The organism is Sulfitobacter sp. HGT1 (genome assembly GCF_013282155.1).
Classification (GTDB): domain Bacteria; phylum Pseudomonadota; class Alphaproteobacteria; order Rhodobacterales; family Rhodobacteraceae; genus Sulfitobacter.
Genome location: NZ_BLWI01000012.1, coordinates 194,992 through 214,165 on the forward strand (window position 1 = coordinate 194,992; position 19,174 = coordinate 214,165).

The 19,174-nt window shown below is 55.7% G+C and carries 29 protein-coding genes; 4 read left to right on the top strand and 25 right to left on the bottom strand.

Going from position 1 to position 19,174, the window contains the following annotated elements; all coding sequences use genetic code 11:
* Window positions 1-7: 7 nt before the first annotated feature.
* The 7 genes from rpsH to rpmC all read right to left on the bottom strand — a co-directional run bounded on the left by rpsH (window position 8) and on the right by rpmC (window position 2,592).
* Entirely contained in the window at window positions 8-400 is a 393-nt protein-coding gene (rpsH, locus tag HGT1_RS14355) for a 30S ribosomal protein S8 (protein ID WP_008225584.1), read from the bottom strand.
* A 12-nt stretch (window positions 401-412) separates the two neighbouring features.
* Window positions 413-718 (bottom strand): 30S ribosomal protein S14, encoded by a 306-nt coding sequence (gene rpsN, locus HGT1_RS14360; protein WP_176250644.1) that lies wholly within the window; start codon window positions 716-718, stop codon window positions 413-415.
* A gap of 19 nt (window positions 719-737) precedes the next feature.
* Entirely contained in the window at window positions 738-1,301 is a 564-nt protein-coding gene (rplE, locus tag HGT1_RS14365; RefSeq protein WP_176250645.1) for a 50S ribosomal protein L5, read from the bottom strand.
* Window positions 1,294-1,605, bottom strand: coding sequence for a 50S ribosomal protein L24 (rplX, locus tag HGT1_RS14370; RefSeq protein WP_093731778.1), 312 nt, complete (start codon window positions 1,603-1,605; stop codon window positions 1,294-1,296). Before rplX ends, rplE begins: the two co-directional genes overlap by 8 nt.
* Entirely contained in the window at window positions 1,605-1,973 is a 369-nt protein-coding gene (rplN, locus tag HGT1_RS14375) for a 50S ribosomal protein L14 (protein WP_176250646.1), read from the bottom strand. Before rplN ends, rplX begins: the two co-directional genes overlap by 1 nt.
* A 157-nt stretch (window positions 1,974-2,130) precedes the next feature.
* Window positions 2,131-2,370, bottom strand: a complete 240-nt coding sequence (rpsQ, locus tag HGT1_RS14380) for a 30S ribosomal protein S17 (RefSeq protein ID WP_176250647.1) — start codon at window positions 2,368-2,370, stop codon at window positions 2,131-2,133.
* A gap of 15 nt (window positions 2,371-2,385) precedes the next feature.
* A complete protein-coding gene (rpmC, locus tag HGT1_RS14385; RefSeq protein WP_093917642.1) occupies window positions 2,386-2,592 on the bottom strand; it encodes a 50S ribosomal protein L29 in 207 nt (68 codons plus the stop codon).
* A gap of 161 nt (window positions 2,593-2,753) precedes the next feature.
* On the opposite strand from rpmC, the gene HGT1_RS14390 reads away from it, so the two are divergent.
* On the top strand, window positions 2,754-3,374 hold the full coding sequence (locus HGT1_RS14390; protein WP_176250648.1) for a TIGR02466 family protein: 621 nt from the start codon (window positions 2,754-2,756) through the stop codon (window positions 3,372-3,374).
* A 60-nt stretch (window positions 3,375-3,434) separates the two neighbouring features.
* Here the strand turns inward: HGT1_RS14390 and HGT1_RS14395 are convergent, their stop codons facing one another.
* The 6 genes from HGT1_RS14395 to rplB form a co-directional block, all read right to left on the bottom strand.
* On the bottom strand, window positions 3,435-3,632 hold the full coding sequence (locus tag HGT1_RS14395) for a hypothetical protein (protein WP_176250649.1): 198 nt from the start codon (window positions 3,630-3,632) through the stop codon (window positions 3,435-3,437).
* Between the two features lie 248 nt (window positions 3,633-3,880).
* A complete protein-coding gene (gene rplP / locus HGT1_RS14400) occupies window positions 3,881-4,294 on the bottom strand; it encodes a 50S ribosomal protein L16 (protein WP_008226768.1) in 414 nt (137 codons plus the stop codon).
* 13 nt (window positions 4,295-4,307) lie between these two features.
* Window positions 4,308-5,015, bottom strand: coding sequence for a 30S ribosomal protein S3 (gene rpsC, locus HGT1_RS14405; protein ID WP_176250650.1), 708 nt, complete (start codon window positions 5,013-5,015; stop codon window positions 4,308-4,310).
* On the bottom strand, window positions 5,015-5,395 hold the full coding sequence (gene rplV / locus HGT1_RS14410; protein WP_008228597.1) for a 50S ribosomal protein L22: 381 nt from the start codon (window positions 5,393-5,395) through the stop codon (window positions 5,015-5,017). The genes rpsC and rplV overlap by 1 nt, the downstream gene beginning before the upstream one ends.
* A gap of 3 nt (window positions 5,396-5,398) precedes the next feature.
* Window positions 5,399-5,677, bottom strand: coding sequence for a 30S ribosomal protein S19 (rpsS, locus tag HGT1_RS14415; protein WP_005849833.1), 279 nt, complete (start codon window positions 5,675-5,677; stop codon window positions 5,399-5,401).
* Between the two features lie 3 nt (window positions 5,678-5,680).
* On the bottom strand, window positions 5,681-6,523 hold the full coding sequence (gene rplB / locus HGT1_RS14420) for a 50S ribosomal protein L2 (protein WP_176250651.1): 843 nt from the start codon (window positions 6,521-6,523) through the stop codon (window positions 5,681-5,683).
* 505 nt (window positions 6,524-7,028) lie between these two features.
* On the opposite strand from rplB, the gene HGT1_RS14425 reads away from it, so the two are divergent.
* Window positions 7,029-7,472, top strand: coding sequence for a PepSY domain-containing protein (locus tag HGT1_RS14425; RefSeq protein WP_176250652.1), 444 nt, complete (start codon window positions 7,029-7,031; stop codon window positions 7,470-7,472).
* A 156-nt stretch (window positions 7,473-7,628) separates the two neighbouring features.
* Here HGT1_RS14425 and HGT1_RS14430 read toward each other — a convergent pair whose 3' ends face one another.
* From HGT1_RS14430 to rpsL, 11 genes are all read right to left on the bottom strand, one after another.
* On the bottom strand, window positions 7,629-7,835 hold the full coding sequence (locus HGT1_RS14430) for a cold-shock protein (protein WP_176250653.1): 207 nt from the start codon (window positions 7,833-7,835) through the stop codon (window positions 7,629-7,631).
* A gap of 262 nt (window positions 7,836-8,097) precedes the next feature.
* Window positions 8,098-8,394, bottom strand: coding sequence for a 50S ribosomal protein L23 (locus HGT1_RS14435; protein WP_176250654.1), 297 nt, complete (start codon window positions 8,392-8,394; stop codon window positions 8,098-8,100).
* A complete protein-coding gene (gene rplD / locus HGT1_RS14440; protein ID WP_176250655.1) occupies window positions 8,391-9,008 on the bottom strand; it encodes a 50S ribosomal protein L4 in 618 nt (205 codons plus the stop codon). Before rplD ends, HGT1_RS14435 begins: the two co-directional genes overlap by 4 nt.
* A complete protein-coding gene (gene rplC / locus HGT1_RS14445; RefSeq protein WP_176250656.1) occupies window positions 9,005-9,847 on the bottom strand; it encodes a 50S ribosomal protein L3 in 843 nt (280 codons plus the stop codon). Before rplC ends, rplD begins: the two co-directional genes overlap by 4 nt.
* Before the next feature lie 18 nt (window positions 9,848-9,865).
* Window positions 9,866-10,183, bottom strand: coding sequence for a 30S ribosomal protein S10 (gene rpsJ / locus HGT1_RS14450; protein WP_005849850.1), 318 nt, complete (start codon window positions 10,181-10,183; stop codon window positions 9,866-9,868).
* Window positions 10,184-10,407: 224 nt separating this feature from the next.
* Window positions 10,408-10,929, bottom strand: a complete 522-nt coding sequence (locus HGT1_RS14455; protein WP_176250657.1) for a hypothetical protein — start codon at window positions 10,927-10,929, stop codon at window positions 10,408-10,410.
* A 58-nt stretch (window positions 10,930-10,987) separates the two neighbouring features.
* Window positions 10,988-11,530 carry a hypothetical protein gene (locus tag HGT1_RS14460; RefSeq protein WP_255200212.1) on the bottom strand — a complete coding sequence of 181 codons (543 nt, stop codon included), beginning with the start codon at window positions 11,528-11,530 and terminating at the stop codon, window positions 10,988-10,990.
* Window positions 11,531-11,721: 191 nt separating this feature from the next.
* The gene (gene tuf, locus HGT1_RS14465; protein ID WP_176250658.1) at window positions 11,722-12,897 is read right to left on the bottom strand and encodes an elongation factor Tu; all 1,176 of its coding nucleotides are present in this window, start codon (window positions 12,895-12,897) and stop codon (window positions 11,722-11,724) included.
* 104 nt (window positions 12,898-13,001) lie between these two features.
* Window positions 13,002-15,128 (bottom strand): elongation factor G, encoded by a 2,127-nt coding sequence (fusA, locus tag HGT1_RS14470; RefSeq protein ID WP_176250659.1) that lies wholly within the window; start codon window positions 15,126-15,128, stop codon window positions 13,002-13,004.
* Between the two features lie 83 nt (window positions 15,129-15,211).
* Complete coding sequence (gene rpsG / locus HGT1_RS14475; protein WP_176250660.1) at window positions 15,212-15,682, bottom strand: 30S ribosomal protein S7; 471 nt, start codon at window positions 15,680-15,682, stop codon at window positions 15,212-15,214.
* Window positions 15,683-15,842: 160 nt separating this feature from the next.
* On the bottom strand, window positions 15,843-16,214 hold the full coding sequence (gene rpsL / locus HGT1_RS14480; RefSeq protein ID WP_005849863.1) for a 30S ribosomal protein S12: 372 nt from the start codon (window positions 16,212-16,214) through the stop codon (window positions 15,843-15,845).
* A gap of 407 nt (window positions 16,215-16,621) precedes the next feature.
* Between rpsL and HGT1_RS14485 the strand changes: the two genes are divergently transcribed.
* The gene (locus HGT1_RS14485) at window positions 16,622-17,434 is read left to right on the top strand and encodes a putative rhamnosyl transferase (RefSeq protein WP_176250661.1); all 813 of its coding nucleotides are present in this window, start codon (window positions 16,622-16,624) and stop codon (window positions 17,432-17,434) included.
* Window positions 17,431-18,240, top strand: coding sequence for a putative rhamnosyl transferase (locus HGT1_RS14490; protein ID WP_176250662.1), 810 nt, complete (start codon window positions 17,431-17,433; stop codon window positions 18,238-18,240). The genes HGT1_RS14485 and HGT1_RS14490 overlap by 4 nt, the downstream gene beginning before the upstream one ends.
* Here the strand turns inward: HGT1_RS14490 and HGT1_RS14495 are convergent.
* A complete protein-coding gene (locus tag HGT1_RS14495) occupies window positions 18,229-19,095 on the bottom strand; it encodes a DMT family transporter (RefSeq protein WP_176250663.1) in 867 nt (288 codons plus the stop codon). The two genes, HGT1_RS14490 and HGT1_RS14495, sit on opposite strands and share 12 nt — an antisense overlap.
* Window positions 19,096-19,174: the final 79 nt, after the last annotated feature.

Consider the following 19,174-nt stretch of genomic DNA (forward strand, 5'->3'; position numbering starts at 1 on the left):
GCTCTCCTTAGAATACGGTGCAGAGCACTTCGCCGCCAACATTGTGGCTGCGTGCATTCTGATCCGACATCACACCCTTGGGGGTGGAGACAATCGACACACCGAGGCCCTGACGGACAACGGGAATGTCATTGACGCCCATGTAGACGCGACGACCGGGTTTGGAAACCCGCTTCAATTCGCGAATAACAGGTTCGCCCTCGTAATACTTGAGGCTGATTTCGATGGCAGGGTGGCCGTCGGCGCCTGTCATCTTTTCGTAGCCGCGGATGTAACCTTCGTCTGCGAGTACGTCCAATACCCATGCACGCAGCTTGGAAGCTGGGGTCATGACTGTGGATTTACCGCGCATCGAGGAGTTACGGATGCGTGTCAGCATATCTGCGATAGGATCGTTCATCTGATGCGCTCCTTACCAGCTCGACTTGACCATGCCGGGGATTTGGCCGCTTGAGCCAAGATCCCGCAACGCGATCCGCGAAATTTTCAGTTTACGATAGTAAGCGTGCGGACGGCCTGTCAGCTGGCAGCGGTTGTGCAGACGCACAGCGCTGGAGTTGCGAGGCAGTTTCGCCAAAGCCAGGGACGCGCGGAAACGCTCTTCCATTGGCTTTTCTTGATCGCTTACGATCTCTTTCAAGGCAGCGCGCTTTGCAGCGAACTTCTTGACCAGTGCTTCACGCTTCATTTCGCGTGCGATCATGGATTTCTTAGCCATATCTAAATCCTCCCCGCGCTTATGAGTTGAAGGGCATGTTGAACGCTTTCAACAGTGCCTTCGCTTCAGCGTCGGTTTTCGCCGTGGTGGCGATCACGATGTCCATTCCCCAGGTCTCATCAACTTTATCAAAGTCGATTTCAGGGAACACGATGTGCTCTTTCAAGCCCATGGCATAGTTGCCACGACCGTCAAAGCTTTTGCCGCTGATGCCGCGGAAGTCGCGGATACGAGGCATTGCGATCGTGATCAGACGATCCAGGAATTCATACATCCGCTCGCCACGCAGGGTAACTTTCGCACCCAAAGGCATGTCTTCACGAACGCGGAAACCAGCGATGGATTTCTTGGCAATGGTTGTCAGCGCTTTTTGGCCGGCAATCGTTGTCAGATCTTCCTGAGCGGATTTTGCTTTCTTGCTGTCACGGACAGCTTCAGCGCCACAGCCGATGTTCAGAACGATTTTATCCAAGCGAGGGATCATCATGTCGTTCTTGTAACCGAACTCTTCCTTCAGGGCAGGACGGATCGTGTCGTTATAGACGCCCTTCAGGCGGGGTGTGTATGTTGCAGTATCAAGCATCGATTACGTCCCCCGTGGTTTTTGCAAAGCGCACTTTCTTGTCGCCTTCGATCTTAAAGCCAACGCGCGTTGCCTTGCCGTTGGCATCAACCAGCGACAGGTTGCTCAGATCGATTGGCATCGCTTTGGGAATACGGCCGCCTTGCGACGTCTGGGACTGACGCGTGGCGCGGATTGCCATGTTGATACCGTCTACGATTGCTTTGTTGGCCTTTGGGTCAACAGACGAGATGGAACCCGTCTTGCCCTTGTCCTTGCCAGCAAGCACGATGACCTTGTCACCTTTGCGAAGTTTAGCAGCCATTACAGCACCTCCGGCGCAAGCGAGATGATCTTCATGAAGTTTTTGGCGCGCAATTCACGAACAACTGGTCCAAAGATACGTGTACCTACGGGCTCGTTTGCGTTGTTCAGGATAACTGCTGCGTTGCGATCGAAACGGATGGCTGTGCCATCGTCACGACGAACTTCTTTGGCAGTGCGAACGACGACGGCTTTACGCACGTCACCCTTTTTCACACGACCGCGAGGGATGGCTTCCTTGACCGACACGACAATGATGTCGCCGACGGATGCGTATTTACGCTTGGAACCACCCAATACCTTAATGCACTGAACACGGCGAGCGCCGCTGTTGTCAGCAACATCCAGGTTGGTCTGCATCTGGATCATTTGGTTTCTCCCGACCTTCTGGGGGGCGATGCGTGCCCGTTCCCCAGGGTTTCGATTAAATTGGTCTGCCCATAACGGGCTTCTCGCTCGTGCGTGTGACCCCTGCCTCCCTCAGAGTCAAGGGAAACAAGGGGTCCACACCCGAACAAGCCGTTCTTTAGGCCTCAGCGGCTTCCAGAACTTCCCAACGTTTGGTTTTCGATCTTGGTGCACATTCGATGATGCGAACGCTGTCGCCCACTTTGAATGTGTTGTTCTCATCGTGAGCCCGGTATTTCTTGGACTTACGGATGGTCTTTTTCAGAACCGGGTGGGTAAAGCGACGCTCTACCGATACAGTTACTGTTTGCTCGTTGGCATCGCTTGTCACGGTGCCTGTCAGGATACGTTTGGGCATACTCTCAGGCTCCTATTATTCAGCAGAAGCCGCGGTTGCGGCTTTCTGGTTGAGAACGGTTTTGACACGTGCGACGTCACGCTTGACGGTCTTCAAACGTGCGGGGTTTTCCAGCTGGCCAGTGGCTTGCTGAAAACGCAGGTTGAAGGCTTCTTTTTTCAGGTTAACAAGTTCATCCCGAAGCTGGTCGGGTGTCTTGTCGTGCAGTTCCTTGGCGTTCATCGCCTGTTCCTTTCGACATCACCAGTAGGCCCCTGAGGGGTGACCATGATTCTGGTGGAGTTCATGTGAAAGGTTCCTCTATAGCCGTTACACGCAGTTGGCAAGCAGCCTTTGCGCAAAACCTATCGCCACCCTGCCCCACCTCATGTAGAAGATGCCTCATGTCACAAATAGAATCCCTTTTCGTCACCCGCCTCTACCGCGCCGCTTTGTCCGAGCACGGCAAACCCGTCGACCCGTCCGAGCTTGAGGCCGCGTGCCTGAGCATCGCCGAAGATGACGAGGCCGGCCAGCAATGGTGCGATGAAAACGACTTTCCCGGATACACCAGCTATGCGTCGCTGACCGACCTGCCCTGGAGATTTCCGATCTTCAAGACCGTGAAGAAAGCGCTGGATAAACACGTCAAAGCCTTCGCCAAGGATCTGGCCTTTGATCTGGACGGTCGCAAATTGAAGCTGGAAGACCTCTGGATCAACATCCTGCCCGAAGGCGGCATTCATACCGCGCATATCCACCCGCATTCGGTGATCTCGGGCACGACCTATGTGGCGATGCCCGAAGGCACGAGCGCGCTCAAGCTCGAAGACCCGCGCCTGCCGATGATGATGGCCGCCCCCGGCCGCCTGAAGGACGCCCCGCAGGAATTGCGCCAGTTCGTCTATGCCAAGCCGGTTGTCGGTGATGTTCTGCTATGGGAAAGCTGGCTGCGCCACGAAGTGCCGATGAACATGGCCGAAGAAGACCGCATCTCGGTGTCGTTCAACTACGCCTGGGCGTAAGGTTGCCGCACCCCACGGGGTGCTGGCATTCAGATAACGGCGCGGCGGGTTTCACCCACCCTACGGCTTCTTGCGCGCCGCTTCCTGCTCCTTGACCGCGGCTTTCTCTTCCTTGGTCAACTTATTGCCCCACTGATTGTTAGACAGGCCAAGATCATCCGGCATCGGCTTGGTCTTGCCCTTCTTAATCGTGCCGCCTTTGTTGAGGAACTCTTTGATGAGGTCTTCGTCAGTGGTGGGCTTGGGGACTTGTTTCATGAGGCGTGACCTTTGTCTGGGGGTGGTCTTTTCACCACCTTAGCCCCGAGGGGCAGCATTGGCCAGTGAACGCGGGGGCCAGATTGATGGTGCCGATTGATTAGCTATCGCCATTAAATGAGAGCCAGACAAAAAAGCCCCAGCTGATCACTCAGCGGGGGCTTTTCTAATTCACCGGGGCGGAACGGGCATTTCTGGGAAATACCCTGCCGCCGCCGCGACAGCTCCGGCTTGCGCCGGAGCGTCTTTTACCAGTCCTCGCGGACCACAACGCGTGTTTTGATCGGCAGCTTCATCGCAGCAAGGCGCAGGGCCTCGTGAGCGATGTCTTCGTTAACGCCATCGATTTCAAACATTACGCGGCCAGGCTTGACGCGGCATGCCCAGTAATCAACGGAACCTTTACCTTTACCCATACGGACTTCGGTAGGCTTCGATGTGACTGGCAGATCCGGGAAAATCCGGATCCAGACACGGCCTTGACGCTTCATGTGACGCGTCATGGCACGACGTGCAGCTTCGATCTGACGCGCTGTTACGCGCTCAGGCTCCAGAGCCTTCAGGCCAAAGGTACCAAAGTTCAGGTCAGACCCGCCCTTTGCAAGACCCTTGATTTTGCCTTTGTGCTGCTTGCGGAATTTCGTACGCTTTGGTTGTAGCATCTTTCATTCCCCCTTAGCGACGACCGCCGGCACCGCGAGGTGCTGGGCCGTCTTGCATTTCTTGTGCCTTACGGTCACGCGCTGCCGGGTCATGTTCCATGATCTCGCCTTTGAAGATCCAGGTCTTGATCCCGATGATGCCATAGGCAGTCATCGCTTCGACATGTGCGTAATCGATGTCAGCACGCAGTGTGTGGAGCGGCACGCGGCCTTCACGGTACCATTCGGTACGCGCAATTTCTGCACCACCCAGACGACCAGCAACGTTAACGCGGATACCAAGGGCACCCATACGCATGGCGTTCTGTACGGCACGCTTCATGGCGCGACGGAAAGATACCCGGCGTTCCAGTTGCTGTGCGATGGATTCACCAACAAGTGCGGCGTCCAGCTCTGGCTTGCGAACTTCAACGATGTTGAGGTGCAGGTCAGACTTGGTGATCTTGGCGATTTTCTGACGCAGACCTTCGATGTCCGCACCTTTTTTACCGATGATCACACCTGGGCGTGCTGTGTGGATCGTAACGCGGCACTTCTTGTGTGGGCGCTCAATGATCACACGGGCGATACCGGCCTGTGCACATTCTTTTTTGATGAACTTGCGGATGGCAAGGTCTTCAAGAAGAAGATCACCGTAATCCTTGGTGTCGGCGTACCAGCGGCTGTCCCAGGTGCGGTTGACCTGAAGACGCATGCCGATCGGGTTTACTTTATTACCCATTATGCTTGCTCCTCAACTTGACGCACGACAATCGTGATTTCCGAAAACGGCTTGATGATCTTGCCGAAACGGCCACGTGCACGTGGACGACCACGCTTCATGATCAGGTTCTTACCGACATATGCTTCGGCAACGACCAGTTCATCCACGTCAAGGTTGTGGTTGTTTTCACCGTTCGCAATTGCAGACTGAAGACATTTCTTCACATCTGCGGCGATCCGCTTTTTGGAGAAGGTCAGGTCCGTAAGGGCCTTGTCTACCTTCTTGCCGCGGATCATTGCGGCGACGAGGTTCAGTTTCTGCGGGCTTGTGCGAAGCATGCGCAGTTTTGCACGGGCTTCGTTGTCGGCCACGCGGCGGGGATTTTTATCCTTGCTCATGGCTTATTTCCGCTTCGCTTTTTTGTCGGCTGCGTGACCATAATAGGTGCGAGTTGGCGAATATTCACCAAACTTCTGACCGATCATCTCTTCGCTGACGTTTACAGGGATGTGCTTGTGACCATTGTACACACCGAACGTCAGGCCAACAAACTGTGGCAGGATCGTTGAACGGCGCGACCAAATCTTGATCACTTCGCTGCGACCGCTTTCGCGGGAGGCTTCGGCCTTTTTGAGGACATAAGAGTCAACAAAAGGACCTTTCCATACTGAACGAGACATCTATTAACGCCCCTTCTTCTTGGCGTGACGCGAGCGTAGGATAAGCTTGCTGGACGCTTTGTTCTTGTTGCGGGTTTTTGCACCCTTGGTTGGCTTGCCCCAAGGCGTAACAGGGTGACGACCACCCGATGTCCGGCCTTCACCACCACCATGTGGGTGGTCGATCGGGTTCATAACAACACCACGCACAGATGGGCGGATGCCCTTGTGACGCATGCGGCCCGCTTTACCGTAGTTCTGGTTGGAGTTGTCAGGGTTCGATACGGCACCAACGGTGGCCATACATTCCTGACGCACCAGACGCAGTTCGCCCGAGGACAAACGGATCTGAGCATATCCACCATCACGGCCTACGAACTGGGCGTAGGTACCGGCTGCACGAGCGATCTGACCGCCCTTGCCTGGCTTCATTTCGATGTTGTGAATGATCGTACCGATAGGCATGCCCGAGAATGGCATAGAGTTACCAGGCTTGATGTCGGCCTTGGCCGATGCAATCACCTTGTCGCCAACAGCAAGACGCTGCGGTGCCAGGATGTAAGCCTGTTCGCCATCTTCGTACTGGATCAGTGCGATGAATGCGGTCCGGTTAGGGTCATATTCGATACGTGCGACAACCGCGGACATGTCCAGCTTGTTGCGCTTGAAATCGACGATGCGGTAGAGGCGCTTTGCACCACCACCCTTGCGACGCATTGTGATCCGTCCGGTGTTGTTCCGTCCGCCGTGCTTGCTAAGACCCTCTGTGAGGGCTTTAACCGGGCGACCTTTCCAAAGCTCCGAACGGTCGATCAGTACCAGCCCACGCTGGCCTGGCGTCGTCGGTTTATACGACTTTAGTGCCATGTTTTCTGTCTTCCGTTTTGCTTGTGCCCGACTTCAACAAGTTGAAGCCGAGATGGTTATAGGGCCCCGAAGGTCCCCAATTTGAATGTCTGGCAAAGAACCCCTTTGCCGGACCGGCGTAGGGTGGGTGAAACCCACCAACGCACAAAACGACACAGCCCCGGACGAATCCGGGGCGCTGCCGATGGGGTCGTTTAGGTTAGGATGGCAGGAGGGTCAAGGGAGAAGGTTCGAGCCACGCATTAAGCCTGCGCGGATATCACATGCGTCCTGCTTGCATCGCCCCAAGTCACCCCCCTGATCGGTCGCAAGGCGGATCATGATCCGCTTGTCTTTTCTGCCCCACGCACTCGCTTCATCGCTCAACACGCGGCCCAAAAAAGCCGATCCAGATCACCTTTGACTTAGGTCAATATGGCCCGCAACGCCGCTGCTAGGAATGCTCTGATAGGGTACCGCCCCATAGCGACGCCCCCTATCCATAACCCCTAAGAGGACATTCAACATGAAACGCATTCCCGCTTTGTTACTTTGCTCCGCACTCTCCTGGTCAGGGGCGGCATACGCCCAGTCCGGCGTGATCGGAACCGCCTGCGCTGATGACATCGAACGGTACTGCTCCGGCATATCGCATATCGGTGGGGCCGTTCAGCTTTGCCTGGGCGAGCATATCTCGGAGGTATCGACGCAATGCCGCACAGCAATGGAGGCCGCCGGGCCAGCCAATGGCAGATTTGGCTGGGGCGGCAAGTTCAACCGGCCACATTACATGGGTCTGCGCCAGATCGTCGCGACGGTACAGGCGCTTGGCTATACCGATATCCGCGACATCGATTTCGAAGGGGGCCACTACGAAGTCGAGGCCACGAATTCGGAAGGCGTCAAGATGGAGCTTTATGTCGATTCAGTGACCGGCAAAATCCTGCGGGAATCGCGCGAGGACGATTAAGCGGTACGGACACCAAAGCGCTGGCTTGCTTTGGTGTCCGGTTGCCTGTGCCTTCAGCTAGGGCTGTAACACACCTTTGAAACAAAAAGGGCGCAGCCTCGCGGCCACGCCCTTTCCAAAACTCTCAAACATCAGCCCCCGCAGGGACCGACCGGCTTACGCCAGTTTGATGTTTGTTGCTGATTCACGACCGTCACGGCCGGATTCGATGTCGAAAGTGATCTTTTGATCATCGGACAGACCGGTCAGGCCTGCTTGCTCAACTGCGGAGATGTGGACGAATACGTCCTTTGCGCCACCCTCGGGTGCTACAAAACCAAAACCTTTTGTGGTGTTGAACCATTTTACTGTGCCAGAAGCCATTATCGTATTCCTTATAAATCTGCCCGCGGAATGCGGCAGGGCGGCTAAGTCAATAATAGATCGAAAGACTGAGCCGTAAGGAGCAGTGATGACGATAGACGTAACGTTGCCCCCTACCCCTCTGCCCTTATTGACCAGAACACAAGCGTTTAAACAAGAATGGGCAAAACAAGCGGATAGATGCCGCCGAAACGGGACATGCGCATGCAAAAGGCCCCCCGCCTTGCAGCGAGGGGCCTTTCGTTAGCGTCAACCGGGCTGATTACAGGCCGGTGGATACGTCGATGGCGTTACCCTCTTCGAGCGTAACATAAGCCTTTTTGACGTCCTTGCGGCGGCCCATCTGGCCACGGAAACGCTTGGACTTGCCTTTGGTGATGGTCGTGTTCACGGCCTTCACCTTGACACCAAAGAGAGCTTCAACAGCTTCTTTGATCATTGGCTTGTTGCTACCGATTGCCACTTCGAAAACCACGGCGTTGTTCTCAGACGCCATTGTTGCTTTCTCGGTGATGATCGGCTTGCGGATCACATCATAGTGCTGGTGCTTGGTGCTCATTTCAAACGGGCCTCCAGTGCTTCGATCCCCGCTTTGGTGATCACGAGTGTGTCACGCTTGAGGATGTCATAGACGTTTGCACCCATCGTTGGCAGGATATCCAGACCTTCGATGTTGCGCGCGGCTTGCAAGAAGTTTTCGTTCACAGACACGCCATCGATGATCAACGCGCGTTTCCAGCCGAGGTTCTTAACCTGCTTGGCCAGTGCTGCGGTTTTCCCATCGGATGCGGCATCGTCGATGATAACCAGGTTGCCGTTCTTTGCCATCGAAGACAAAGCGTGGCGAAGACCCAGCTTGCGGAACTTCTTGGTCAGTTCATGGCCGTGGCTACGAGGGGTTGGACCCTTGTAGATACCACCCGAACGGAAGATCGGTGCAGAACGTGCGCCGTGGCGTGCGCCGCCGGTGCCTTTCTGACGATAGATCTTCTTGGTCGAATAGCTAACCTCGGACCGTGTCTTGACCTTGTGCGTACCTTGCTGCGCGTTGTTACGCTGCCAGCGGACGACGCGGTGCAGGATGTCAGCGCGTGGCTCAAGACCGAACAGGGCCTCGTCCAGGTCGATCGATCCGGCAGAACCGCCGTCTAGTTTGATGACATCAAGTTTCATGCGTCACCTTCTTTCTGTTCTGCATCTGGCGCGGCTGCGTCAGTGCTTTCTGCGGCTTCCATTGCGGCCTGCTCGGCTGCTGCGGCTTCTGCTGCGGCGGCTTCTGCTTCGGCTGCGGCGGCTGCGGCGGCTTCTTCAGCGGCTTTCGATGCTTCTTCTGCGGCGGAGCGCAGAGCAGCTGGCAGAATGGCGTTGTCAGGGAATGGTTTCTTAACCGCATCCTTAACAGTCACCCAACCACCTTTGGAGCCGGGAACAGCGCCTTTGACCATGATCAGGCCACGAACGGTGTCAGTTTTGACAACTTCGAGGTTCTGAGTGGTGACACGGGCGGAACCCATGTGACCGGCCATTTTCTTGCCTTTAAAAACTTTGCCCGGATCTTGACACTGACCGGTGGAGCCATGCGAACGGTGAGACACGGAAACACCGTGTGTCGCACGCAGACCGCCAAAGTTGTGGCGCTTCATCGCACCGGCAAAACCTTTACCGATGGATGTGCCTGCAACGTCAACATACTGACCAGCAAAGTAATGATCGGCGATGATTTCTTCGCCAACATTCAACATAGCTTCTGGATCAACGCGGAATTCCGCAACCTTACGCTTTGGTTCAACCTTTGCCGCAGCAAAGTGACCACGCATGGGTGCCGATGTCCGTTTAACCTTGGCTGTACCTGCGCCGAGCTGAACAGCTGTGTAGCCGTCCCGTTCGGTGGTACGCTGTGCAACAACCTGAAGTTTGTCGAGCTGAAGAACGGTAACAGGGATCTGCTTACCATCTTCCATGAACAAACGGGTCATGCCCATCTTTTTTGCAATAACGCCTGAGCGCAACATAATATTACCCTCCTACGCTTATGACTGCAGCTTGATCTCGACGTCCACACCAGCGGCCAGGTCGAGCTTCATCAGCGCGTCCACGGTCTGGGGGGTCGGATCAACGATATCCAGCAAACGCTTGTGCGTGCGGATTTCGAACTGGTCACGGGATTTCTTGTCAACGTGGGGGCCACGCAAAACTGTGAATTTCTCGATCTTGTTCGGCAGCGGAATTGGGCCGCGAACAGATGCACCGGTACGTTTGGCGGTGTTTACGATTTCCTGTGTGGACGCATCCAACACGCGGTAATCAAACGCCTTCAAACGGATGCGGATGTTTTGGCTTTGTGCCATATGTCATCATCCCTCATTGGGAGGTGAAACGAAGAGGAAGAGACGCCTCATCACGGCCCTTCATTGCGTTTTGTCGTAAGTCAAACGGGGCGCGTAAAAACGCACCCCGCTGAGACTTGCGCTCTATAGGTCGAGTCGCATCTTGTGGCAAGGGGCAATTGGCCGTTCAGACCTGTACACGTCGTGATGTCGCAAGAATCTGCCGCAACCGGGGGCGAAACCGGTTAAATGACGGACCAAAGCTGTTTGCCCGCCAGCAAGGCAAAGGATGCGACGGTCATATAGAGCGCCGCGATGAACCTCATGCGTTTTTGCTCGCGCAGCTTTGAAACCTTCAAAACCTCATAGGCCAGTTCGGCGTGCCAATCCGCCCTTGCTGCTGCCGCTTGCAGGTCGGCGACGGTGCGGTGTCGGGCAGTCTGGATGTACAATGCCCGTTCGACCCCCTTTTCACTGTCATCGTTCACCTTGGGGGCCGATCGTCTGGAGGGGTAAAGCACATAGCCGAAAAAGAACAACGGGGCCATGACCACCGCCCAGAACAGAACGACAAAAACCGCGCCCTCATCGCCGGCCCCGGGCAAGCCGCCGATCACATTTGCAACGATGTTCAAGGCGAAGGTGTAGCCGATTCCCACGATCTGCGCTTTGGTATCATAGGCCCGGACCGTGGCCTGCGCCTCTTCCAGGGACACCAACAGGTACTGACGCTGCATCGCAAGATCAGGTTGGGGAACAGTCGACATGATACAACATCCGCTGGGGTATTGGGGCAATCAGACCCGTCAAAAATCGGCAGTCCCGTCAGTTTGCCCGCTTCAAAAGCGTTTTGATCGTCTTGAGGGGCTTACCATCACGGACCAAAAGGAATTCCAGTTCCAGCCCCTGATCGACCAAGGTCCGATGGTATTCCTGCATTTCGTATTCCCCGGTCTCGTCAATGAAAAGCGAAAAGACAGATAAAGTATCGCCAATCAGCCGTGCCCACACAAAGGGGTCACCCTTCAGCGGATCAAGGGGAATTGCCTTGCCAAACACATTGGTTCGCATGGCAGAGCCGTAGATATTGGGCCGGACACTTGGCGCGAACTTGATCTTATAGGTCTTGGCCTTGGCGCGCCCATCATCCTTGCGGCTGACCGATGTCCAGGTCAGCACGAACCCGTCCTTGGTTGGCTCGATCGTGGTACTCATGTCCCGGTACCTGACTTCACCGTCGAACGAGAATTCTGCCGCACCCGTGAAAGTTCCGGCGAAACGGTCGAAATCACCGGCGAATGCGAATGCAGGCAACAGGCATAACACCAGCGCAAAAAGACGGGAAACTGGAATTGAAAATTTTCTCATGGATCAAGGTTATCCTATTTCACAGACTTGACCAGTAACGATCCTGAAAAAATACCTCCGGAACGTTGCCGAAACGGCCTTTCACGCTGGGCGTATTCTATCCCCCTGCCTCCGCAAAAGAAAAGGCCGCCCCGGTGTGGGACGGCCTTGTTTGATGTGACGTGCGTGGGGGCGTGCCCCCAGACAGCAGCTTACTCGTTGATCTTGGACACAACGCCCGCGCCAACAGTGCGGCCGCCTTCGCGGATCGCAAAGCGCAGACCGTCTTCCATCGCGATGGGTGCGATCAGTTCAACGTCGAACTGCAGGTTGTCGCCTGGCATAACCATTTCAGTGCCTTCTGGCAGCTGAACTGTACCGGTGACGTCTGTGGTCCGGAAGTAGAACTGTGGACGGTAGTTCGCGAAGAATGGCGTGTGACGGCCACCCTCTTCCTTGGTCAGGATATACGCTTCGGCTGTGAACTTGGTGTGTGGATTCACCGACTTTGGCTTACACAGAACCTGACCACGCTCAACGCCCTCACGCTCGATACCGCGCAGCAGAACGCCAACGTTATCGCCAGCCTCCCCACGATCCAGCAACTTGCGGAACATCTCAACACCGGTACATGTGGTGGTCTTGGTGTCACGAATGCCAACGATTTCAATGCTGTCGCCAACGTTGATCACGCCACGCTCGATACGGCCTGTCACAACGGTACCACGACCGGAGATCGAGAACACGTCTTCCACTGGCATCAGGAACGGCTGGTCAACAGCGCGTGCAGGTGTCGGGATGTACTCGTCGACGGCTTTCATCAAAGCGCGGATGGATTCCTCGCCGATTTCTGGACGCGTGCCGTTCATTGCGTGCAATGCCGACCCAGGAATGACGGGCATGTCGTCGCCGGGGTAGTCGTAGGAAGACAGCAATTCGCGGATTTCCATCTCGACCAGCTCAAGCAGCTCGTCGTCGTCAACCTGGTCAACTTTGTTCATGTAAACAACCATGGTCGGGATACCAACCTGGCGGCCCAGCAGGATGTGCTCGCGGGTTTGTGGCATTGGGCCGTCAGCCGCGTTCACAACCAGGATCGCGCCGTCCATCTGTGCCGCACCGGTGATCATGTTCTTTACATAGTCAGCGTGGCCTGGGCAGTCGACGTGTGCATAGTGACGTGCTTCGGTTTCGTACTCAACGTGAGCGGTCGAAATGGTGATGCCGCGTGCTTTTTCTTCGGGCGCGCCGTCAATCTGGTCATACGCTTTGAAATCGCCAAAATACTTGGTGATCGCAGCTGTCAACGTCGTTTTGCCGTGGTCAACGTGACCGATCGTGCCGATGTTAACGTGTGGTTTATTACGTTCAAACTTTGCCTTAGCCATGGTGGCCTCCTTGATTTTCAATTTGGATGGTGGGGGTAAAACCCACCCTACGGTTTGGGTAGGGCGGGGTTTTCCCCGCCATCCCAGTTATTGCTATTGCTCGCTTACGCGAATTTGGCCTGGATCTCGTCCGAGATGTTCTGTGGCACAGGTTCGTAGTGCGAGAACTGCATGCTGAAGTTCGCACGACCCGAAGACATCGACCGCAGAGTGTTGATGTAGCCGAACATGTTGGCCAATGGCACCTGCGCTTCGATCGCGATGGCGTTGCCACGTGTGTCTTGACCCTGAACCTGACCGCGACGCGATGTAAGATCGCCGATGATGCCGCCTGTGTAATCTTCAGGTGTGACAACTTCGACTTTCATGATCGGCTCGAGCAGTTTCGCGCCAGCTTTCTTCATACCTTCGCGCATACCCATACGGGCAGCGATTTCGAATGCCAGAACGCTGGAGTCAACGTCGTGGTATTTACCTTCGATCAGCGCAACCTTGAAGTCGATGACCGGGAAGCCAGCCAAAGGACCGGAGTCCATGACCGATTTAATACCCTTTTCAACGCCCGGGATGTATTCCTTAGGCACCGAACCACCAACAACGCGGCTTTCGAACGAGTAACCCTCGCCTGGCTCTGTTGGCATCAAGATCATTTTAACTTCAGCGAACTGACCCGAACCACCCGACTGCTTCTTGTGGGTATAAACCACTTCGGCTTCACGAGAGATCGTTTCACGGTAAGCAACCTGCGGTGCACCGATGTTCGCCTCAACCTTGAATTCGCGCTTCAGGCGGTCAACCAGGATGTCGAGGTGAAGTTCGCCCATGCCCTTCATGATCGTCTGACCGGATTCGATGTCAGTTTCAACACGGAAGGATGGATCTTCGGCAGCAAGACGGGCCAGACCGGCGGACATTTTTTCCTGGTCCGCTTTTGTCTTTGGCTCGACCGCGATTTCGATAACCGGATCAGGGAAGGTCATTGTTTCGAGGACCACAGGATCGGCAACAGAACACAATGTGTCGCCTGTTGTGGTGTCCTTGAGACCCGCCAAAGCAATAATGTCGCCCGCGAACGCTTCTTGAATTTCTTCACGATCGTTCGAGTGCATCATCATCATACGACCAACGCGCTCTTTCTTGCCTTTGGTCGAGTTCAAGAGCGTGTCGCCCTTGTTCAACTTACCGGAGTAGATGCGTGTAAATGTCAGCGTACCAACAAAAGGGTCGTTCATGATTTTGAACGCAAGGCCAGAGAACGCCATATCATCGTCCGCACGGCGCGGGATGTTACGTGTTTCTGTGTCATCGCCTGGCTTAAAGCCCATGTAGTCAACAACGTCCATCGGGGATGGAAGATAGTCGATAACAGCGTTCAACAGCGGCTGAACACCCTTGTTCTTAAAGGCGGAACCACACAGAACAGGGATAAACTTGATGGCCAGCGTACCCTTGCGGATCAGCTTGCGCAGCGTATCAACGTCAGGCTCTGCGCCGTCCATCAGATAGTTTTCCATGGCTTCGTCATCCATCTCGACCGCAGTCTCGATCAGATGTGCACGCCATTCGTCTGCCAGGTCTTTAAGCTCGGCGCGGATTTCGCGCTGTTCCCAGCTTGCACCCAGATCTTCGCCGGCCCAGACCCATTCTTTCATGGTGACCAGATCGATCATGCCTTCCAATTCGGTTTCGGCACCGATTGGAATTTGGATCGGCGCAGGTGTCGCACCGGTACGGTCTTTGATCATCTTCACACAGTTGAAGAAGTCAGCGCCGATTTTATCCATTTTGTTAACGAAAACGATGCGCGGGACCTTGTAACGGTCGGCCTGACGCCAAACTGTTTCAGTCTGCGGCTCAACACCGGCGTTGGCGTCAAGAACGGCAACCGCGCCATCCAAAACAGCCAAGGAACGCTCAACTTCGATGGTGAAGTCAACGTGGCCAGGGGTGTCGATGATGTTCATCCGGTACTTTGTGTCGGATGTCGCATCGGCTGTCGGCTCTTCCTGGCGCTGCCAGAATGTGGTGGTCGCAGCGGAGGTAATAGTAATACCACGCTCCTGCTCCTGCTCCATCCAGTCCATTGTCGCTGCACCATCGTGCACCTCGCCAATGTTGTGGGATTTGCCGGTGTAAAACAGGATACGTTCGGAACAGGTCGTTTTACCTGCATCGATGTGGGCCATAATGCCGAAGTTACGGTAGCGTGTGAGCGGATAGTCGCGTGCCATGGGGCTGCTTCCTCGAATATATCTGAAACGGATAAATCGCGCCCCAGCGTGGGGCGCGACGAAGGCGGGTTATGCCGCCCGAATTACCAGCGGTAGTGGCTGAATGCTTTGTTCGCATCGGCCATTTTATGCGTATCTTCGCGTTTCTTAACAGCAGTGCCGCGCGACTGAACAGCATCCATCAGCTCGCCTGCAAGGCGCTCTTCCATGGTGTTCTCGTTGCGCGAACGCGATGCTTTGATCAACCAACGGATCGCCAATGCTTCGCGACGCTCGGGGCGTACCTCGACAGGCACCTGATAGGTTGCACCACCAACGCGGCGCGAACGCACTTCGACGGATGGTTTGATGTTGTCCAAAGCTTCGTGGAAAACCTCAATGGGGGCGCGTTTGATCTTGTCTTCAACGCGGCTCATTGCGTTGTAAACAATACGCTCAGCGACCGATTTTTTACCATCGATCATGAGGTTGTTCATGAATTTTGTTAGGACCAGATCACCGTATTTGGCATCTGGCAGAACTTCGCGTTTTTCAGCGGCGTGACGACGTGACATTTAAGGCTCCTAATGTTCTTGCGCCAAGGTTGGATCTGGCCGGTGTATCCGTTGCCCTGCGGCATGGATTTCGGCGTGCGTCTCAACCCCAGCTCACCCCTAAAGGGAAAGTATGCTGGACGGTCCTGGGCGATTAGATAACGCCCAAGACCCACCCAAATTATTTTGGCTTCTTTGCACCATACTTGGAGCGACGCTGCTTACGGTCTTTAACGCCCTGAGTATCCAGAACACCGCGCAGGATGTGGTAACGCACACCGGGAAGGTCTTTTACACGACCGCCGCGGATCAGAACAACAGAGTGTTCCTGGAGGTTGTGCGATTCACCTGGAATATAGCTGATGACTTCAAAACCGTTTGTCAGGCGCACTTTGGCAACCTTACGCATGGCCGAGTTCGGCTTTTTAGGTGTTGTTGTATAAACACGTGTACAAACGCCGCGCTTTTGCGGGCATTCCTGCAGGTGCATGGATTTCGAACGTTTGATTTTAGGCTGGCGCGGTTTGCGGATCAGCTGCTGGATCGTTGGCATTCCGGTTTTATCCCCGTTTAGCTCACATATGTGGTGCAGCGGGGCGGACCCCAGTGCGGTTTAAGTTTCGGTCCCCTCGCGCGTCCGCGAAGCTGTCTTTACCAGGCGCAAGTGGCGCAAAGCAAAATCACCGCAGCGTTTCCGTACCGAGGAAAACGAGGCGGTGGGGTAACAGAGGATCGGGTCAGCATTAGACCGGATCGTGACCACAGGTGGTATGATTTCGGCACTGCAGGGCGACCCCCACATCCGAGATATGGCGCGTATATGCAGAGTCGCCCCCACTGTCAACACCAGCGGTGCCGATGGGCCGCGTTACGCGTAAAAGTCGAATTGCTGCTTGCAATAACACGCCTGACCCCGCCATATTTGAACCGTTCTCGTGGTTGGTCAAGGGCCCCTATTCGATGCAGATCATTGGTCTTTGCCGGTTTTCCTATCCTGCCCTTGGCGGATTTCAGGTCGGGCACGACACGGTCGAGGACCGCATCGCCTATCTTTACCACGAGGGGCGGCTTGAAGAGCGGTTTCAACTGTTCGAAACCGTCGCCCTGCCCTGCCTGAAAGCGCAGACCGACCCCGATTTCGAACTGATCATCGTGATCGGTGATATGATGCCCAGGCATCATGTGGACCGTCTGCGCGACATCACCGCCGATCTGCCGCAGGCCCGTCTCCACGCTGAACCGCCCCGCAAGCACCGCGAGGTGATGAAAGAGATCCTCAACAACGCGCGCAACCCCGATCTGCCCTGTTTGCAGTTCCGCTTTGACGACGATGACGCCGTCGCTGTGGACTTTATTGATCGGCTGCGCACCGCGTCGGACGATTGTTTCGGCCTGACGCAGGCGCATAGGACCGTCGCCTTTGACTGGAATCGCGGGCTGATCGCGGAATACGGTGCCGATGGCATCGCCGCGACCGAGGTGTTTCGCCCCTTTGATGTAGCCGCACTGGCCATGTACGTCCGGCCACGGTGCCCGCTGACCATCATGAACTACGCGCATAACAAGATTAACCGCTTTATGCCGTCAGTCTCATTCGACACCCAACATATGTTCGTGCGGGGGCACAACGCATCAAACGACAGCCGCCAAAAGGGCGAAGCGCCCGCCGATGTCGTGCCCCTGACAGCCGAGGGCGAAAAGATGTTCCGCAAACGCTTTGCCATTGATGCGAACGCCGTCCGTGCCATTTTCAGCAAAGGTCAGCCGACATGAGAACCGTTGGCCTTTGCCGTTTCTCCTATGCCGGTGAAGGCGGGTTCAAAGTGGGGCATCCCGATTTTGCCGCGCTCGAGACCTTTCTGTACGGCAAGGACCGGATGGAAGAACGCTTTCGTCTGTTCGAGACGATCACCCTGCCCAGTGTCGCAGGCCAGACAGACCCCGATTTTACGTTCCTGATCGTCACGGGTACCGGCTTTCCAACGCCCTATCTTGAACGGCTGCTGGACCTGACCAAAGACATCCCGCAATGCGTGGTCAAACAATACCTGCCCCGCCCCCATCGCCGCATCATGAGCAAGGCGATCAAGGACTGGCGCGGCGGGACGGATGAACCCTGCCTGCAATTCCGGCTTGATGACGACGACGCCATGGCGCTCAGCTTTGTCGAAAAGTTCAAGCAGACGGCGGATGACATCGCGCCAATCTGTGCCCGACATTCTTCGGTCGCGGTGGATTTCAATCAGGGGTACATCTATACGGCCGGGGCCAAGGGGCTAAAGCTTTGGGCCTATCACTATCCCTATTCCGCCGTGGCGCTTGGCATGGTGGTGCAAGCCGGATCAGACGACACCATCATGAGCCACGGCCACCAGAACCTGTGGAAGACGATGCCGACCATGACCTTTACCGGCGAAGACATGATGATGCGCGGGCATAATGATTTCAACGACAGCCGCCTGAAGGGCAAAAAGAACGTCTTTGATTATCAGGTGATGTCACCCGAACAGGCCCGCCACATCCGCCAGACCTTTGGCATTGATGACGACCATGTGCGCAGCGTTTTCCTAGCGCGATGACAGCTTGCGTTCGCGGTACAGGGTGAACAGGCCCGTGGCCGCCACGATCGCGGCCCCAACAAGGGTCGATGGCAGCGGCCAGTCACCAAAGACAAACCACCCCAGGATCAACGCCCAGATCAGCCCCGTGTACCGGAAGGGCGCGATAAACGACACGTCGCCCGTTCTCATGGTCTGAACGCTGAAATAGTACCCGATCAAGACGAAAACAGCAGCGGCCCCGATCGCGGTCCAATGGGCATTCGACACATCAGCCCAAGGTGTCGCCAGTTGCGCAAAGCCCGAAAATATCGTGACCGAAAGAACCGCGGCCAGCGTGACGGTCATCGACGGCACATCCCGTGACAGCCGCCGGGTACTCAGATCGCGCACCGTGACAAACACCACCGCGACCAGCGCATAGACCGACCAGATGTTGAACCCGTCGGTACCGGGTTTGACGATCAGCATCACCCCCATGAAGCCGACCAGAATGGCCGACATCCGTTTCCAGCCAACAGCCTCGCGGTAAAACAGCGCGGCCCCCAGGGTCACCGTCAACGGCAGGGATTGCAAAATCGCGCTCAGGTTTGCCAGCGGCATATTGAACAACGCGGTCACAAAGAAATAACTGGCCCCGACTTCGGACGCGGACCTTATGCCCACTAGCTTCCAGTCGCGACGGCTAAGCCGCAGATGCATCGGGCCAAGACGCCCCCACAAGACCAGCAAAAGCGAGATCGAGATCAGCCCGCGCAAGAACAACAGTTGAAACAACGGGACTTCGCCGCCGGTTGTTTTCGTCATCGTGTCGTTCAGCGTAAACGCCGCCATTGAGCCCATCATGAAAAGGGCTCCGATCAGATTTGGCGACATGGGCGGGCTTTCGGTTGACTATCTATGTCGCGATCATTGCCCGATAGATCGCGAAAGTACCAGCCCGTTCCCGGCAGGT